Raw genomic sequence first — 17,507 nt, forward strand, 5'->3', positions numbered from 1 at the left:
AAAATGTGTTCTTCGCTTCAAGCTCAACGTATGAAGAGATATGTAAAGTTGGTCAGTTGCAGGCATTGATGTGATTCAGTATTCTACATGCGTGCTATTTATTTGATTTATTATATCATTTTCCAGGCCTGGAGTATTTCATGAAATCTCAGACTCGCCGCGAGGGTTGGCTCGCTTTTGATTCGATATGATTATGATATCAATCAATTTATAATTGAATATTCAGTTAAATTAAACTATGATGGTTGTAGTACTTTAAAACTAAGGAATTTACATAGTGGTTTAAAAGTTAAAGAGTTGAGAAGATCCCGTATGAGGATGCAGGACAATGAAAGGCTCTTCTTCTTGATCATTCAGAAGAAAGAAGCAGAAGGGGAAATGGAGGGATGAAAAGATTAGCGCTTCCGGCTTTATTGCTTGGCATTATTGCCATTGGATTTTTAATTTTTTGGTTGGTTGGCCGATATCTATAGAGAATCCGTCATAATGAAGGAACAAGTAGATAAAAGGGGTTTCCGAGAAGTTTTTTGATTCGGCAACCCCTTTTTTGTTTTGGATAGACGAATTGCGGTAGCGAATGGAGTTGTTCGTGTAGCGAGCGGGGATGTGCAGGTAGAGATAGAAGTTGTACAGGTAGGAACGGTTAAAACTCTTGTAGAAAAAGCGAACACCCGGTTTGAAACGAAAAGGCGTGATAAAAGAGAAGTGGGAAGCGATATCGCGGTTGCTAATGAAAGCGAAAAAATGGTAACTTATAATTCGTTTTTGATGAATGATAAAATATTTATTTTGAGACTATAGTCACTCTGCGAGTTTGCTGTTAAACTGAATTAGCTAACAATATCTGGATGTTATTCCTTTATTGTTGTAAAAGTTATCAAAGGGAAAAATCGAAGGCGATAATTAGAAAAGGGGGATTTATTATGAAAAAGATTGGTTTTGCTATTATGTCTTTAATGCTCGTAATGAGTTTTACAATCAGCGCGGCACCGATGCCGGCAGATGCTGCAGGCGTGAAGGCGAAGACGTATGCCAACTGTAAAGAAATCAATAAAAAATACAAAGGCGGCATTGCCAGTTCTTCCAAAGTGAAGAACAAAGGCGGCGCAACGAAATACAAGCCGTTTGTATCCAAAGCTTTGTACGAAGCGAATAAGAAGAGCGATCGGGATAAAGATTTGATTGCTTGCGAGCGCTAAAAAAGTGCCAGGCTCTTTTATGAGCCACCGGTTGTAGAAAAAAATGCCCTCTTCGATGAAATCAGCAGATTTCGAAGATGGCATTTTTTCGTTTAAAGAGAAGGATGAGGGCAGTTATAATCTGTCCTTGTAGGCAGAATTCTCAACAAAAAACATCCCAAAAAAGTTTTTGGGATGTTTTTTCTATTTATTTCTTCTCCAAACCGATTGTAAACCCTAAGTAGCTCAAGGCATTGCGTGCTTTGAACAAATTGCTCATGACCATGCGTTCGAGTTCGATCTGCGTCATCTGGTGCTTGCGGAGTTCGCCGTCTTGGGCGATTTCTTCCTGCTTGGTGATGACTTGGACAAAGCTGCGTTCCATTTGGTCGCGCAGCTGCAGCGTCCGGATGGTGGCGACGTTCTGGACCTGGGACAGCTCGTAGCCGAAGATGTCCTTCGACAGCCAGAACAAGGCTTTCAACGCGCCGTTTTTGGTGTCGCGGATAAACGGTTTGAGCGGGTTTTTCATGTTTTCTTCCTCGAACCAGATGCGCTGCATGCCGGCGCGCGGGTCTTTCATATCGAGTTTGTAATAATGGGCCACGAATTGAGCAGTTTTTGTGAACAGCGAGAACGACTGGCGGTAAACGGTCTTCAACTGTTCGTTGCGTTCTGCGCTTGGTTTCTTTTCCTGCGCTTCGTATAAGTTCCAGCGCAACGCCGTGAATTCCGAAACCATGGCGTCCATGAAGGTTTCGAGGAAGACGCCGCGTTCCTGGTCATTGGCTTCTTTGTGGCGGTAATTCAGCGTATCGATTTTCATGGTGCCTTTGGGATCGATTTCATTGCCATCATTCAGAAGCAAACGGTGCTTGGCGCACCAGTCGCGGTACTCGCGCTCGTGGCCTTCGAAAAAGTTTGGCTTGTAGCTGCCGGTCATATCGATTGGCCCGATTTCCTCAAGCATCTTGACGGCGAGCTTCAGGCGGTCTGCGTATAACGCGCGGCCGTTGGTGTTGCTGATTTTCTCAGCGCCTTTGTCGAGCAAGTCGCGTGACAGGTGAAGCGCTTCGGCTTTCTGGTCTTTGTCGCGCAGGAACGTCGAATAGAACAATAGCCCCCAGCCGCGCTCAGCGTCTTTGCGCTCGTAGGATGGATCTTTCTCGGCTTCGATCATATCTTCCAAGACATCCAGCCCATCAAGTGAACGGCCTACATAAATCAACGCTTCTGCGTAGTTCAGGCAGATTTGATTCCAAATGGTGGTCGGCACTTTGGCGCGGAACTGGGCGTGCAAGCTTTCAAAGAGAAACAGCTGGCGCTGCTTCATTGGACTGTTCCAGTCTTTTTGAAGCTGGTGCTGGATTCCGAGTTGGCTGGTTTCCAATAGAATCGCCAGTGGATAGGAAGTTTGGCCATCCAGGCGTTTTTTCAAATGGCTGATGATGTCGTTGAGCTTTGCCGGCTGTGTGCGGGTTTTCTGGAATTCCTGGAGCAACAGCTGTGCAGCTTGGTAGACTTCTTTTAAATCAAATTGCCCGTAATCGTCTGATTGGGCAATGTCCTGTAATGTTGACATGGGAACCCTCCTTGAATAGGTGCTTCTTCTATTATTGTAACGAAGTGTGGAGCAGGGGTCACCCTTTGTTGTCGGAATTTTATGGTTTTCAGTTTTTGTGCGCGTAGCAACTTTGCAAACTGCTTTATAAAAGAGAAGTCGATGCTTTTATTAATATCTGAATTTTTATTAATTTATAGAGGTATTAATAAGATTTTGCTGTTAAACTAAGGTCAAGAAGCAAGCCATTAAACGGAGGAGTGACGAGCGTGAAAAAGCTGATGGGTGTGCTGGTTGTAGTGCTGTCGCTGTTTTTAGCCTTGCCTGTTGCCGCTGCTGCACCGGATTTGCCGCAGAATCACCAGTTTTATGAGGAAATGACTTATTTGATGGAGAAAGGAGTGATTACGGGATATCCGGATGGTACGGTGCGGCCGGATCAGCAAGTGACCCGTGCCGAAGCGACGGTCATGATTGGCCGACTGCAAGGGCTCGATGGTACGAAACGGGTGACGCCGTTCCGTGACGTGCCGGCTGGCCATTACGTCAGCGGCTATGTCGCAGAAGCAGCAGAAGCGGGCTATATCCTGGGTTATGGAGACGGGACGTTCCGTCCGAATGCGCCGATCATTCGCGGGGATATGGCGCTGATTTTGGAGCGGGTCTTTGGTTTGGCGTTTACGTTCAACCAGTCGTTTACGGATGTGCCGCAAAATGCTTATTACACAGGGGCCATCAGCAAGATTCTGGCGGCGAACATCACCATCGGTTATCCCGACAATACGTTTCGGCCGAAACAGGCTGTAACGCGCGGCCAGTTCTCTGCATTTCTCGCGCGCGCCTTGGAGCCGGAATTTAAAAACGATGCGACGATCGCCCGTTCTTACCAGAAAGACAAAACCAAAACTTACACGTATCGCATGTCCGACGGAACAACAGTGGTCCATCGCTTTGTCGATGTGCCGGACCGCGGCGGAATGGCCTACGGATTCATGTGGACAGTGGAAGTGGGTGGGGACACCTATGAATACATGGAGTTTGAAAGCCATCAGCTGTTTGCATTCGGGTATCCGTATTCTGAGTATGATGTCGCGCTCGTCTATCCGGTCCGAGTCGGCAAAACCTTCAATGTGGGGTTAGGCGATGAAGTGATCATCCATACCATCACCGGTGTCAACAAAACCGTCGAGACGTCATACAAGATATTCACCAACGCAACCGAAGTGACGACGCAGGATGGCCTGCGCTATTACATGGCGGAGGGCTTTTCAACGATTAAATCGATCAACGCGCAAGGGCGTGTGGAAAGTGAATTGGTGAGTGTGGAATAGGACGGAATAGTGAGGAATTGTGTGCGTGCCTGGCACGCACACAATTCACTCAATTACTGGACGCTCTGCAAAATGCAGAACGTCTTTTTTATGGATCTGAGCAATCAGTTCATATGAATTGCATATTTTTCAAAGGCGTATTATATTGTATGAGGTATCAATCATTGACCCATCAATTATATGGGTTTTACAAACTGTAGATGAAAAGGGAGTTTCGACATTATGCAAAAGCTTAAAGTAACAAATGATTTTGATCAGATCGTCAACGGCCGCCGTTCGATCAAACTATATGACCCGACGGTGAAAATAAGTCGTGAAGAAATGAGCGAAATCATCGCTCAGGCGTCGAGAGCTCCGTCTTCGGTCAACCTGCAGCCATGGCGTTTTCTGGTCATCGACAGTGAAGAAGGAAAAGAAAAGTTACTGCCTTTGGCTTCATTCAACAGCAATCAGGTCAAGACTTCTTCAGCGGTCATCGCCATTTTTGGAGATCTCAATAATTTTGATTATGCCGAAGAGATTTTCGGCAAGGCAGTGGAACTGGGCTATATGCCTGCAGAAGTGAAGGAAATGCAATTGAACTATTTCACCCCTCTGTTTGAAGAAATCAGCAAGGAACAAATGAAAGACACCGTTACGCTGGATTCGGGTCTTGTGGCCATGCAATTGATGCTGGTCGCCCGTTCATATGGATACGATACAAACCCAATCGGCGGATACGACAAAGAACGGATTGCTGAAGTATTCGGCATGGACAAAGAGCGCTATGTCCCGGTTATGCTCATTTCCATCGGCAAAGGGGTAAATGAAGGCTATCCTTCTTATCGCTTGCCGGTAGAGGCGATTACAACCTGGAGCTAAACCAGCGTTTATTTCAGGTGAATATGGTCCGTTGGTGTATACTCTTTAGTGACAGGTCAATGAATAGTGAACCGCGCTATCAACTGGCCTCAACGATCAGGTAGGAGGTCCCGTTATGACGTGTTCATTTTCAAAACAGGAACAAGTCCTGCAGCAGTTTAAAGGGCTCACCAACCAAGTCAGCCCCAAATTTGAACGGTGTACAGGCATCAGCGCATCACGCTATGAACTGCTGTCGCAGCTTTATCAAACAGATGAAATCAACCAATCGACCTTGCAGAAAGCCGTCAATATCGACGGCGCGGCCATTACGCGCCATTTGAAACAGCTGGAAGCCGGCGGAATGGTGGCAAGACGAAGAAATCCTGCAGATAATCGGGTGATTTTCGTCAGCTTGACGGAAGAAGGGCGCAAACAGATTATCGAATACCGTAAAGAAAATATGGGATTTGTGAAGCAGATGCTCCATGATTTTACGCCGGAAGAAGTAGACGTCTTGTCTGATATGCTGAACCGCATGCAACACAATATCGTTGATTACTGATACAAAAACAGTAAAGGATAGGTGAGACTCAATGATCATCATTCACGCCAACATGCAAGTAAAATTGGATCAAGAGCAGGAATTTCTGGAGGCAATCAAAGAACTTCTGCCAGCAACACGAGCGGAAGAAGGCAACATCAGCTACGAGTTGATGAAATCCATCGAGCAGGACGGCCATTACACAATGGTGGAAGTATGGAAAGACTTCGAAGCCACGACTGTCCACGGCAAAAGCGAACATTTCACGGCTTTCACTGACAAAGCAGCAACGTTTATGGCTGCGCCAATGGAGTTGAAAGTGTTTAATGGAGAGTCTATCGAAATCTAAATTTATGAATTTGTAATGCCGCTCTGCATATTGCAGGGCGGTTTTTTATGTATGAGTTGTTTGGGAGTTGTTTGCGTGCCTGGCACGCAAACAATTTTATTAATAATAGAAAGCTATTATAAAAAAATAATGCCAAATTCATAGTTACATGGTATTGTTAATCGAATAAATAATCGGTCACAAAAGTCTTTAGACCCATAATTTTAAGAAGCGAGGGATAAGTATGAAGAAAAATCTAGTTCTCGGTGTATTGATTTTAGGAATTTTGATCAACGGGTGGGCTATCGCTTATCTGGCTTTGCCTTTTTATCAAATTGTCCTTGCTATTGGCGCTCTGTCCATTTTAATTATGACTCTTTTGCACGACCGCTATCTATTTTTATACGCAATTACCATCGCTTTGGCTTTTGGCGTTTTTTTAACCGCATATTCCTTTACCAATCAGAAAACTCCTGAAATGCAGATGTTGTATATGTATGAACATCTATTACTGACAAGCCTGGTATTGATGTATTGGATTTTATTAAACTTCATCAAAAAGATCGGTTATGAAAATAAAGAATTGAAACAGCAAGTGAAACTGCTGCAAAAATACAACGGTGTCACCAAATTACTGACCTTGACCGAATTCAATGAACAGGCACAATGGCTGTTGAAATCGAGTGAGCGCAATAAAGAAGAAGCCTGGTTCGTTAAAATCGATATCCTTTATCCAAATAAACGGACAAAGGTAAATTTGCAGGAAGACCTGGAACGTCTGGCACTGCAGACAATTCGCCAAAAATTCGATTTGATTTCCAGTAACAGCGGAGCCATTTATATTGTTTTAAAAAATACGCATGCAGAAGGAACTCAGCGGATGCTCGAACGCTTTCAGGAAAAGGTCCGGTCAGAACTCAATTTCATTGAACCTCCTTTCACTTTCATGAAGATGCAGGTAGATAAGGCCAGTCAATTGGCCGCTCTGGTGGAGATCAAATCATGACAACTTTAATCGTCATTATCATGGCTTTTTTTTGGGTGCTGTTGACTTTCTATTCTATTATGACTGTCGCTGGCATTTGGTTTCGCCTCGCATATAGAGATGCGCCAGAACTCGATGCATACCCTAGTGTCGCGTTGCTTATTCCCGCACATAATGAAGGCATTGTACTGGAAGACACATTGCGGGCCATGGCCCGGCTGCAGTACAAAGGAAAATTGGACATCTATGTCCTGGACGACAGCTCAAAGGATGATACAGCAGAGATTGCTCAGGAGTTTGCCAATGTGTTTTCCAGAATCCATTACATTCCGGTTCCACCAGGCTCACCTTCCGGAAAATCACGTGTACTGAATTACGGCTTAAGCATTTCTGAATCTGAGTACTTTGTTGTCTACGACGCGGACAATGAACCTGAATCTGATGCGCTTGAAAAATTAGTCAGAGCAGCAGAAACGACCAAAAACGCAGCTGGTGCCGTAGGTTACGTGAAAACAAAAAATGAAGACACCAACACATTGACCCGGATGATTGCTTTGGAATTCCAGGTATTCCAGCTGCTCATGCAATGTGGACGCTGGGCAATCTTCAAATTGGGCTCACTTGCAGGAACCAATATGTTGCTGCGCCGATCCGTGCTGGAAGAATTGGGTGGATACGACGTCCTGGCTTTAGCAGAAGATGCAGAGCTGACCGTCCGCTTAACGGCAAAAGGTTATTTACTGCCGGTTGTGCCTACTTCTCGGACATGGGAACAAGAGCCTGAACAAATCAAAACCTTCATTAAACAGCGGACGCGCTGGCTCACAGGAAATATTTATCTTCTGGAAAAATCGTTGTTGGATTTGACACATTGGAGAGGAAAGACATTCTTTCTGAGTCTTCAGCATGTTCTGACTTACCTAGTCTTCGTAGGAGTCCTTCTCTTCTCGGATATTTTTTTCATTATGAGCTTAGCAGGTTATGAACTGCCGAACATGGAAGCTCCATTATTGATTTTATGGTTTATGAGTTACATTGTGTATACCAGCCAACTATTGAGTGCATTGGTTGTCGACCGAAATGTATCTTTGAAAAATGTTCTATACGTCTTTGTGATGTACTTTACTTATGCTCAACTGTTCATCATCCTACTGATTCGAAGCTTTTCTACTTATGTTTGGAGCCGCATCCGTGGAACAACCATTGCTTGGGATAAAACGAAACGCTTTAAAGGAATCGGCTAATGAAGAAAAAATCTATTTGTCTCGTTATTCTTCTATTAATGATGAGTGGGTGTAGAGATATGGACTCTGTGCAAGAGCAAGTTGAAAAAGAATACATGCACTCCGATAGACTAATCCATGCCTACCCTGGGAAACCGGATTCCGAAGTCTTATCAGAAAGCCTCGGTTTGTACATGGAGTACCTGTTGCTGGCCGGTGATGAACAGAATTTTCAGGAGCAAGTTTCCATTTTGAAAAATCAGTTCCTCGTCAATGAAGATGCCTTGTCTTTTATCCAGTGGCGTTTGAATGAAAAAGCTACAACTAATGCGTTGATTGATGACATCCGCATTCTATCAGTTCTGCAACGGGCAGCAGACGCTTTTGAAAACACCGCTTATGATGAGTTAGCGGATGAACTGAGTATCGCCCTTTCTTCTGTCCAAGTACACAATGACTATACTGTAGATTACTACGATTGGTCTTACTCCTTGTCAGCACAGCGTCTGACGCTGAGTTACGCAACAGATTCCCAAGTCATCTCCGAGAAATCAGTTGAGTTGCTGAAGAAAGTGGATTCTACACGGGCCTTTTTTCCGGAATACTACGATACCAAGCAACAGAAATATATTAATAGTGATGAAGTCCATCTGATCGACCAATTGCTGATCGCCATTAATCGAGAAAAAGAAAATCTGCATTCCGAATCGTTTTTTAACTGGCTCAAAGAAGAATGGAATAACGAGCAGCGACTTTACGGACGGTATAATCGCGAAACCAAGGATGCCACAGTAGATTATGAATCCCTCGCTGTCTATTATTATCTTCAAAGCTACTTTTTGCTTACAGGAGAAGAAGAAATGGCTAGAGAAGTTGTTCAACAGGCAAAAAACATCGCTTCCGAAGAAATGCTCGCTCAGGCCCATTTCTTCGATTACATTCATTATCAATTAATGCTGCAAGAGCAATAGATGCCAAAAAACCGCTTAAGAAAAATTCTTAAGCGGTTTTTTGTGAATTGTGTGCGTGCCTGGCACGCACACAATTCACACACAATTAAAAAATAAAAATGAAAGTTAAAAATCATTTTAAAAATAAATGTTGAAAGTTAATTGTCATGATGGTATAGTTCGATTAATAAAATATTTCGACAACGAACAGGAGGACGGCTATCCAATTCAGCAGAACCTTGAAGAAAAGAAAATGAATGAAGATAGGGAGTTTTTAAATGACGGTTTTAGAACAGATCCATAAAAAATTAATCGTTTCCTGTCAGGCGCTGGAGGAAGAACCACTTCATGATCCGTACATAATGGGGAAAATGGCGTTGGCCGCAAAAATCGGGGGAGCCAAAGGAATTCGTGCAAATACTGTAACGGATATCCAGGCAATCAAAAAAGAAGTGGACTTGCCGATTATCGGCATCATCAAGAAGGATTATCCGGGGAGCAATGTTTACATCACGTCGACACTTCAGGAAGTTGACGCACTGGTTGAAGAAGGCGTTGACATCATCGCGATGGATGCGACAAAACAGCAGCGACCGAACGGCCAAAGCTTCAATGAGTTTTTTTCCGAGGTTAGGCTAAAGTATCCCGACCAACTTTTTATGGCGGATGTATCGACGATTGAAGAAGCACTGGCGGCCGAACAGGCAGGAATGGATATTGCGGCTCCGACATTGGCCGGTTATACGCCTTACTCAGTGGGCACGGTTCCGCTCGAATTGCTGAAGGAAATGACGGACAAGTTATCGATTCCCGTTATTGCGGAAGGAAATTTTGATACACCCAATAAAGCGCAGCTTGCTCTTGAGGCCGGAGCACATTGCGTCGTCGTTGGAAGCGCTATCACACGGCCGCAGCTGATTACAGAAACATTTGCGAAAGCGATAGAAAAAATAGAAAAGGGACAGGTGATATGAGATGAAAGGTTTATATACAGCATTGATGTGTTCATTCGATGAACAAGGAAACGTGAACGAAAAAGGATTAAGAGAAATCGTGCGCTACAATATCGAGGTTTCTGAAGTGGATGGCCTGTACGTCAACGGCAGTACCGGGGAAAACTTCCTCATCTCGACGGAACAGAAAAAGCAGATCTTTGAAATCGTCAAAGATGAAGTCGGCGATCAAGTGAAACTGATTGCGCAAGTCGGCTCTTTGAATATTGAAGAGGCATCCGATTTAGCCAAATTTGTCACCGACCTTGGATACGATGCCATTTCTGCGGTAACTCCGTTCTATTACAAATTCGACTTTGAGGAAATTAAAGACTATTACAATACAATCCTCGAAGGCGTCGATACGCAACTTATCATTTATTCGATTCCAGCATTGACAGGGGTCAATATGAACCTGGAACAATTCGGAGAGCTGTTTGAAAACGAAAAAATCATCGGCGTGAAATTCACGGCACCGGATTTCTTCTTGTTGGAGCGCTTGCGCCATGCATTCCCGGACAAACTGATTTATTCTGGATTTGACGAAATGCTATTGTCTGCAAGTGTCTTGAATGTAGACGGAGCAATCGGCAGCACGTTCAATGTCAATGGCAAGAGAGCGAAGCAAATCTTCACGTTGGCACAGAGCGGGAAAATCGACGAAGCGCGTGAAATCCAGAGAGTGACCAATGACTTGATTGAAGAGATTTTGAACAATGGACTTTACCAGACGATTAAGGAAATGCTGAAAACGCAGGGAGTCAACGCTGGGTTTGTCAGAAAACCGATGAAACAGCTGACAGAAGAAAGAGCGATTAAAGCACGTGAACTAGCTAAAAAATACTTGTAATGACGAACGGGGGTATGGGATAGATGAATGGGACATTTGCGGTTATCGATTATGTGATTTTATTTGCTTATCTTTTGTTTATTTTATATGTGGGAATTGCCTTTGCCAAAAAGGAAATGAAAGGCAAAGAATTCTTTAAAGGGGACGGCTCGATTCCGTGGTGGGTGACTTCGGTCAGTTTGTTTGCCACATTGCTCAGCCCAATATCGTTTTTATCACTTGCCGGAAACTCGTATTCCGGAACATGGCAGTTGTGGTTTGCTCAACTTGGCTTATTGATCGCCGTGCCTGTAGCAATCTATTTTTTCCTGCCGGTTTATCGCAAACTGGATTTGGATACGGCTTATGAATACTTGGAAAGAAGATTTGATAAGCGGATGCGGATTTTGGGAAGCCTGCTTTTCATTGTTTACCAAATCGGGCGCATGTCGATCATCATGTACTTGCCTGCGATTGCATTAGCTACTGTAACCGGCATTAATGTAATCGTCATCATCTTGTTTATGGGGGTCATTGCGACCATCTATTCTGCTTTCGGCGGATTGAAATCTGTCCTTTGGACCGATTTTATCCAAGGGATCGTCCTGATCGGTGGCGGGATCTTCGCCTTAATCATCCTGCTGTTCTCCATTAACGGCGGGCTTGGAGAAGTCATCAGTGTCGGGACCAGCAATGAGAAATTCTTTGGAGATATCGCTTTATTTGATCCGAACCTCATCAATAACAGTATTTTAATCATCATTTTGGGCGCGGGATTATCGACGACGTTTTCGTATATTTCCAGCCAGGATATGGTGCAGCGCTATTTGACGACGAAAGATTTGAAGGAAATGAATAAAATGACGTACCTGAACGGTGCATTGTCATTGGGTACGGCAACTTTGTTCTTCTTGATCGGTACATCTCTGTATGTTTTCTATTCACAGCAAACGGCTGCTATGCCAACAGGAAAATCGGATTTGATCTTCGCCAACTTCATCGTCAGTGAATTGCCTGTAGGGGTTTCAGGGTTATTGATCGCCGGATTATTCGCAGCCGGCCAATCAACGCTTTCAACAGGACTGAACTCAGTGGCGACAAGCTGGACGCTTGATATTCAGCAAGTATTAAGAAAAGACATGAGTGATGAAAAGAGCACACGGATGGCCCGTACAGTATCGACGGTTGTCGGGATTTTCTCTATCGCCTTTGCGATTATTCTTGCGTACTCCAATGTCGGTTCTGCTTATTCTTGGTTTAATGGATTGATGGGCTTGGCACTTGGGATTATCGGTGGGACCTTTACGCTTGGTGTCTTGACGAAACGTGCAAATGCAAACGGTGCTTTGTTCGGTTTTATCGCTACCACGATTTTGGCTGTCTACATTTCTTACTTTACGGATATCACATTGTGGGCGTATTCGATCATTAACTTGGTCGCTTCGATTGTCTTCGGCTATGGCTTCAGTTTACTGTTCGCCAAAAAAGAAGAAAAAGACGACGATGAAGGAGTCACATTCTTCGATTACAATAAAGTGATAAAAGAAAAATAAGCTTTAGATTTAGGTGGGAGCATGTTGGAAATCTCTCGAAAGATCAAAACAGACGTATTAGTGGTCGGCAGCGGGCTGGCAGGAATTAAAGTTGCAAAAGAATTAGCCGATCAAGGACATGAAGTCTTGCTGGCAACAAAAATGAAATTGGCTTCTGGTTCAAGTTTTTATCCGTTGAAAGCTTCGCTGGGTACACAAGTTACGAGTAGTAATTCCGATAAGCGTGTCTTTTTAGCGGATATTGCAGCATCGAGCAGAGGCATGCACCGCCAGGATTTGGCGGAAGTATACGTGGACGAAATTCAGGATCGCGTCAAAGAATACAGCGATATCGGCGTGGTTTCCAAAAAGCTCGAAGGTGAACGGAAAGCTTGCTTTGCTGAGCATCCAAGAGATATTTACTTGCTGAGTGATTGGGACCAAATCAGGGAAAACGTATCCGGAATTTTTGGGTGCTATGAAAATTTGGCGGTGTTGGAGCGGACAGTGGTCATTTCACTGATAAAAAAAGAAAACCGGATTGCGGGCGCATTGATGCTGGATCAATTCAATCAAGTGGTGCTGGTGGAATGCAAGGCAGCCGTGCTTGCTACGGGCGGGTTCGGCAGCATCTACAAGCACAACCTGAATCCGAATGATGTCGATGGATCTGGCCATATACTCGCTCTTGAAGCGGGAGCCAGCCTGGTCAATATGGAATTTATCCAATTCATCCCAGGCATTACATCTCCGCGCTATAAGACCCTATTCGGCGAACACACTTTGGCGTATTGCAGAGATATTGTCAAAGATAATGGAGAGAGCCTGTTGGATGGAGTCCTTCCGGCAGGGCTTGCAAAAAAAGAATGTCTGGATATCCGCAGTACCCATGGGCCGTTTACAGACTCACTGGAATCCAAATATGTGGATATTGCGATGATGAAGGAAATCATCGCTGCCAAAGATGAGAAGGGCTTTAAATTAGTTTTCCATAAAGAGCTATACGAAAATGAAGAAGAGTTTTATACCGTCTACTTAAATTGGTTGAAGACAAAAGGAATCGATATGCTGAAGGATGAGGTGCGGATTGCGCCTTTCGCCCATGCCAGCAATGGCGGTGTCCGCATCGATCCATACGGGCGCTCGGGGGTACCAGGATTGTATGCCATCGGTGAGCTGTCTTGTAATATCGAAGGAGCCAATCGGCTTGGGGGCAACTCGACTGGCGCCTGCATGGTTTTTGGCAAGCGTGCAGCAGCGGACTGCAGCCGTTATCTGGCAAAAGCCAGACTTTGTGCCATCAGTGATCAAGATGCCAAGCGCCACTTAAAAACTGTATTGGACAACGGCGATAGCAGCAGCGTTGGAGAGAACAGTTCGGCAGAGTCTGACAAAGAGCAACTCCACCAGACCATAGAGAAAATCAGGGAAATACTGTGGTATTCTGGAAATGTCGTCCGTTCGGAAAAACAATTGCTCGTTGCACTGGAGAAGATAGCCGAGATGCAGTCCAAAATGGATATCAGCCGTTTATTCGAACAGCAGGAAACCAGAAAAATGGTGATCAAAGCAAAGAACTTCATGGAATTGTCCCAAATGTTACTTCGGGCGATGCTGGAGCGAAAAGAAAGCCGGGGAGCGCATTACCGAGAGGATTATCCTGCTGAAAATCCAGCATTCTCCAAACGCTTGTTTATTTCAAGAAACCCTGCAGGGACCTTATCGCTGGAATTCCTGGATCAGTAAAGAGCAACTTCAAGTATCAAGAAAAGAGAAAAGCCTAGTCGTGGTTTTTCTCTTTTTATTCATTCAGAAAAGAGGAAAACAAAATGCAGCTTGGTGTAATTGATATTGGCGGTACGTTTATCAAATATGCAGTCATGGACGAAGAAGGGGCATTTCTGTTCCATGACTCGGTTCCGACGGATGCAGACCATGGCGCCAATAGCTTAGTGGCCAAAATAGTGGGCCTCTGCGGCCGAATCATGAATGATTTTGAAATCGACGGAATCGCCATCAGTTCAGCAGGACAAATCGATTCACGGCAGGGAGTGGTGGTCTTTGCGACCGATAATCTCCCGGGCTATACTGGAACCAGACTGGCCGAGTTGATATCTGACCATACCGGCTTGCCGGTGACAGTGGAAAATGACGTTAATTGCACAGCACTCGGCGAATCCTGGAAAGGGGCTGCCCGTGGAATAGACAATTTTCTCTGCGTCACCATCGGTACCGGAATCGGAGGAGCACTGTTTTTGAACGGACAGCTGTATACTGGAGCAGGCTTTTCAGCTGGTGAAATTGGACACATGGTTTTGCATCCGCATGGTCGTGAATGTACGTGCGGCAGCCGGGGCTGCTATGAACAATACGCTTCAAGTTCGGCGCTCCATCGTTCAGCGGTAGAAACATTCGGAGACGAAATGACTGTAAAAGCGCTGTTTGAACGCGTCAAATCAGGCGATCGAGAAGCAATTGGCATATTTGAAGTATGGATAGATAACTTGACGACCGGCCTTCAGTCGCTCGTTCATCTATTCAATCCCGAGTTGATTGTCATCGGTGGTGGCATTTCCGCACAAGGCGAATTTTTGCGTCAGGCGATTAATCAGTCACTGGAACAGAAAATCATGCCGAACCATCAAAAATGGCTGCAGATCAAAATGGCTGAACATGACAACAAATCAAATTTACTGGGAGCAGCAAAAAGCTTCCTGACACATTAAAAAGGAGGTGGACACGATGGAATCTAAAACAATGGCAGGACCAAAACCTTCTATTTTAATGGAACAGCACAAACATACTTTCACCAAATCAGAACACAAAATCTATGATTACATCCTGTCGCACCCGGACAAAGTCCTTTACCATTCCCTGACGGAGCTTTCGGAATACAGCAAAGTGGCTGAGGCGACAGTGTTGCGCTTTTTCCGCAAGCTGGGGTTCAAAGGCTTTCAGGACTTTAAATTCCTCTTCGCCCAGGAAGTGCCTCAAGCCAATCATGCGCCACAAGACGAATCGTTCGTTCATCGAATTCGCTACAACATCGTCCAGGCCATCGAAGATTCTTCGGAAGTTGTGGATTTGGGCACGTTGGAGAAATGCATTAACGCGATCGATGCTTCTCAGGATGTGGTGATTTTCGGAATCGGTTCATCGGGCATTGCCGGCTTGGATATGCAAAATCGTTTGATGCGGATCGGCAAGCATGTCAATGCCATTACAGACTCCCATTTCCAGATCATGAGAGCTTCATCGCTCAACGAAAACTCAGTGGTGATCGCCATCAGTTTGACGGGAAGCACCAAAGATATCGTTGACGCCGTAAAATTAGCGAAAGAAAAAAAGGCTACAGTCATTGCCCTGACCAATTATGTGAAGTCGCCATTGACCAAATATGCTGATCATGTTCTGTTGTCTTCTGCGAAAGAAAGTCCGCTCGACAGCGGTTCGCTGGTATCGAAGATTGCCCAATTGTATTTGATTGATTTGATTTGTACGGGTCTGACAATGAATAATGTGAAAGATGCTGAAAGTGTTAAACGGGAAATTACCGAACATATTGCTGGAAAACTATATTAGGGACGAAGATTTCTTTACATATGGCTTTCATTAAGAGGTGGAAAAGTGCAAATTATTAAAGCAAAGAACTATGAAGAAATGAGCGAAATCGCTTGCTCAATGCTCGTGGAGCATGTTCAACAAAACGAATCCCCGGTACTCGGATTGGCAACAGGCTCTACGCCTGAAGGGCTTTACCACTCACTGATCACTGAATACCGCAAAGGAACAGTGTCATTCCAAGGTGTGACGACGTTCAATTTGGATGAATATGTCGGCTTGGACGAAGAGGATGCCAATGGCTATCAATTTTATATGAATGAAAAGCTTTTCAACCATATCAACATTCCGAAAAGACAAATCAATTTGCCTAACGGTGTATCGGCAGATTTGGACAAGGACTGTTCAGACTACGAGTGGAAGATCCAAGAAGCCGGCAACATCGACATCCAAGTCTTGGGACTGGGCTTGAACGGCCATATCGGATTCAATGAACCGGGAACATCGTTTCTAAGCAGAACACATGTCGTCGATTTGGACGAATCGACGCGCGAAGCCAATGCCCGCTTCTTCTCAAGCATTGACGAAGTGCCGACCCAAGCTATCAGTATGGGGATCGCTTCCATCATGGAAAGCAAGAAAATCCTGCTTTTGGTATCCGGAAAAGAAAAAGCTGAAGCCTTGTATCATGCGATGAACAGCCCGGTGTCGGAAGAATTTCCGGCAACGATTCTCCAACTGCACCCTGAAGTCACCGTCATCGCCGATGAATTGGCGTTGTCGAAAGTGCTCGAGTCATATGGTGAAGACGCCATCGCTCATGAACTGCAAGTGAAATAGACATATAGACAGAACCCACCCCCTGCCGTCACGGCAGGGGGTTAATCGTTTGCGTGCCAGGCACGCAAACAATTCCCTTTGAATAGGAGAAAAATACTAGTCAATTTTCATCGTGGGTCTTATAATGAAAAGAATCAAGTTGCTCTATAAAATTAGAAGAATTAATGATATAGCTATTCGATAAACCCAGTCTATTTTCCATCAAGGCTCAACCCATTTGAATCACCATGCAAATAGAGGACTTACTACTATAGAAGAAACCTGAAGGGAAGAACGTTTTGAAAGCTAAATACATACCGGTAGTGCTGTGGGCTTTGTGCATCCTGCTGGCCACCAACAACTACAATTTTCAGTCGCTCTTATTCGCTCAGGAAATCGATTTCCACATTCGCCTGTTCCCGAACTTTTCGGATCTGTTCATCACGAGCGATATCCATTTGGAAAGCAAGACCTATGTGTTTCAGAAAGTCGGCCATGCCCTGTCTTTTGGCATCTTGTTCTTGATCTTAGCTAAAACCATCGCCAACGACACCAAAGCCATTCTTCTGTGCAGCTTGTTTGCCTTCTTCACGGAAGTGCTGCAGTTGTTCTTTGAACGGAGCGGCAGGTTGAGTGATGTGCTGATCGACATCGGCGGCATTTACCTTGCCTATCGTTTGAGTGTTTACGTGAAAGCGCAGGGAGGACCGGTTCCAGCCTTTTGGAAAACCGTCCAGAAAATTTCCGGCGCTTTTGCCGATGAGAAATTACGCTAGTTTATACACAATAAAGTCGCCGCCTCTTCGATGGTTGAAGAGGCGGCGATTTTTATTA

At 44.7% G+C, this 17,507-nt stretch carries 17 protein-coding genes; 16 read left to right on the top strand and 1 reads right to left on the bottom strand.

Annotated elements, in window-relative coordinates:
- Positions 1-923: 923 nt before the first annotated feature.
- Positions 924-1,199, top strand: coding sequence for an excalibur calcium-binding domain-containing protein (locus QMA04_RS04290; RefSeq protein WP_191713650.1), 276 nt, complete (start codon positions 924-926; stop codon positions 1,197-1,199).
- A 187-nt stretch (positions 1,200-1,386) separates the two neighbouring features.
- Here the strand turns inward: QMA04_RS04290 and QMA04_RS04295 are convergent, their stop codons facing one another.
- A complete protein-coding gene (locus QMA04_RS04295) occupies positions 1,387-2,760 on the bottom strand; it encodes an LA2681 family HEPN domain-containing protein (protein ID WP_290184107.1) in 1,374 nt (457 codons plus the stop codon).
- Between the two features lie 248 nt (positions 2,761-3,008).
- Here QMA04_RS04295 and QMA04_RS04300 point away from each other — a divergent pair, with 248 nt between their 5' ends.
- From QMA04_RS04300 to QMA04_RS04370, 15 genes are all read left to right on the top strand, one after another.
- Positions 3,009-4,070, top strand: coding sequence for an S-layer homology domain-containing protein (locus QMA04_RS04300; RefSeq protein ID WP_290184109.1), 1,062 nt, complete (start codon positions 3,009-3,011; stop codon positions 4,068-4,070).
- A 222-nt stretch (positions 4,071-4,292) separates the two neighbouring features.
- Complete coding sequence (locus QMA04_RS04305; RefSeq protein ID WP_290184112.1) at positions 4,293-4,931, top strand: nitroreductase family protein; 639 nt, start codon at positions 4,293-4,295, stop codon at positions 4,929-4,931.
- A gap of 115 nt (positions 4,932-5,046) precedes the next feature.
- Positions 5,047-5,475 carry a MarR family winged helix-turn-helix transcriptional regulator gene (locus tag QMA04_RS04310; protein ID WP_290184114.1) on the top strand — a complete coding sequence of 143 codons (429 nt, stop codon included), beginning with the start codon at positions 5,047-5,049 and terminating at the stop codon, positions 5,473-5,475.
- Between the two features lie 31 nt (positions 5,476-5,506).
- Complete coding sequence (locus tag QMA04_RS04315; protein WP_290184116.1) at positions 5,507-5,803, top strand: putative quinol monooxygenase; 297 nt, start codon at positions 5,507-5,509, stop codon at positions 5,801-5,803.
- A 223-nt stretch (positions 5,804-6,026) separates the two neighbouring features.
- Complete coding sequence (locus QMA04_RS04320; protein ID WP_191713669.1) at positions 6,027-6,788, top strand: hypothetical protein; 762 nt, start codon at positions 6,027-6,029, stop codon at positions 6,786-6,788.
- Positions 6,785-8,011, top strand: a complete 1,227-nt coding sequence (locus QMA04_RS04325) for a glycosyltransferase family 2 protein (RefSeq protein ID WP_290184119.1) — start codon at positions 6,785-6,787, stop codon at positions 8,009-8,011. The genes QMA04_RS04320 and QMA04_RS04325 overlap by 4 nt, the downstream gene beginning before the upstream one ends.
- A 59-nt stretch (positions 8,012-8,070) precedes the next feature.
- Positions 8,071-8,961 carry a hypothetical protein gene (locus tag QMA04_RS04330; protein WP_290184120.1) on the top strand — a complete coding sequence of 297 codons (891 nt, stop codon included), beginning with the start codon at positions 8,071-8,073 and terminating at the stop codon, positions 8,959-8,961.
- 257 nt (positions 8,962-9,218) lie between these two features.
- Positions 9,219-9,914, top strand: a complete 696-nt coding sequence (locus QMA04_RS04335; RefSeq protein ID WP_290184121.1) for an N-acetylmannosamine-6-phosphate 2-epimerase — start codon at positions 9,219-9,221, stop codon at positions 9,912-9,914.
- Between the two features lies 1 nt (position 9,915).
- Complete coding sequence (locus QMA04_RS04340; protein WP_290184123.1) at positions 9,916-10,782, top strand: N-acetylneuraminate lyase; 867 nt, start codon at positions 9,916-9,918, stop codon at positions 10,780-10,782.
- A 23-nt stretch (positions 10,783-10,805) separates the two neighbouring features.
- Positions 10,806-12,314: a sodium:solute symporter family protein gene (locus tag QMA04_RS04345; protein WP_290184125.1), complete on the top strand. Its 1,509-nt coding sequence runs from the start codon at positions 10,806-10,808 to the stop codon at positions 12,312-12,314.
- Positions 12,315-12,335: 21 nt separating this feature from the next.
- A complete protein-coding gene (locus tag QMA04_RS04350) occupies positions 12,336-14,039 on the top strand; it encodes an FAD-binding protein (RefSeq protein ID WP_290184127.1) in 1,704 nt (567 codons plus the stop codon).
- A gap of 83 nt (positions 14,040-14,122) precedes the next feature.
- Positions 14,123-15,019 (top strand): ROK family protein, encoded by an 897-nt coding sequence (locus tag QMA04_RS04355; RefSeq protein WP_203339151.1) that lies wholly within the window; start codon positions 14,123-14,125, stop codon positions 15,017-15,019.
- Between the two features lie 16 nt (positions 15,020-15,035).
- A complete protein-coding gene (locus QMA04_RS04360; RefSeq protein WP_203339152.1) occupies positions 15,036-15,875 on the top strand; it encodes a MurR/RpiR family transcriptional regulator in 840 nt (279 codons plus the stop codon).
- A 45-nt stretch (positions 15,876-15,920) separates the two neighbouring features.
- Positions 15,921-16,694, top strand: a complete 774-nt coding sequence (gene nagB, locus QMA04_RS04365) for a glucosamine-6-phosphate deaminase (RefSeq protein WP_290184131.1) — start codon at positions 15,921-15,923, stop codon at positions 16,692-16,694.
- 278 nt (positions 16,695-16,972) lie between these two features.
- Positions 16,973-17,449: a VanZ family protein gene (locus QMA04_RS04370; protein ID WP_290184133.1), complete on the top strand. Its 477-nt coding sequence runs from the start codon at positions 16,973-16,975 to the stop codon at positions 17,447-17,449.
- Positions 17,450-17,507 lie beyond the last annotated feature (58 nt).

The sequence above is a fragment of the Planococcus sp. APC 3900 genome (assembly GCF_030407735.1).
Classification (GTDB): Bacteria; Bacillota; Bacilli; order Bacillales_A; family Planococcaceae; genus Planococcus; species Planococcus notacanthi.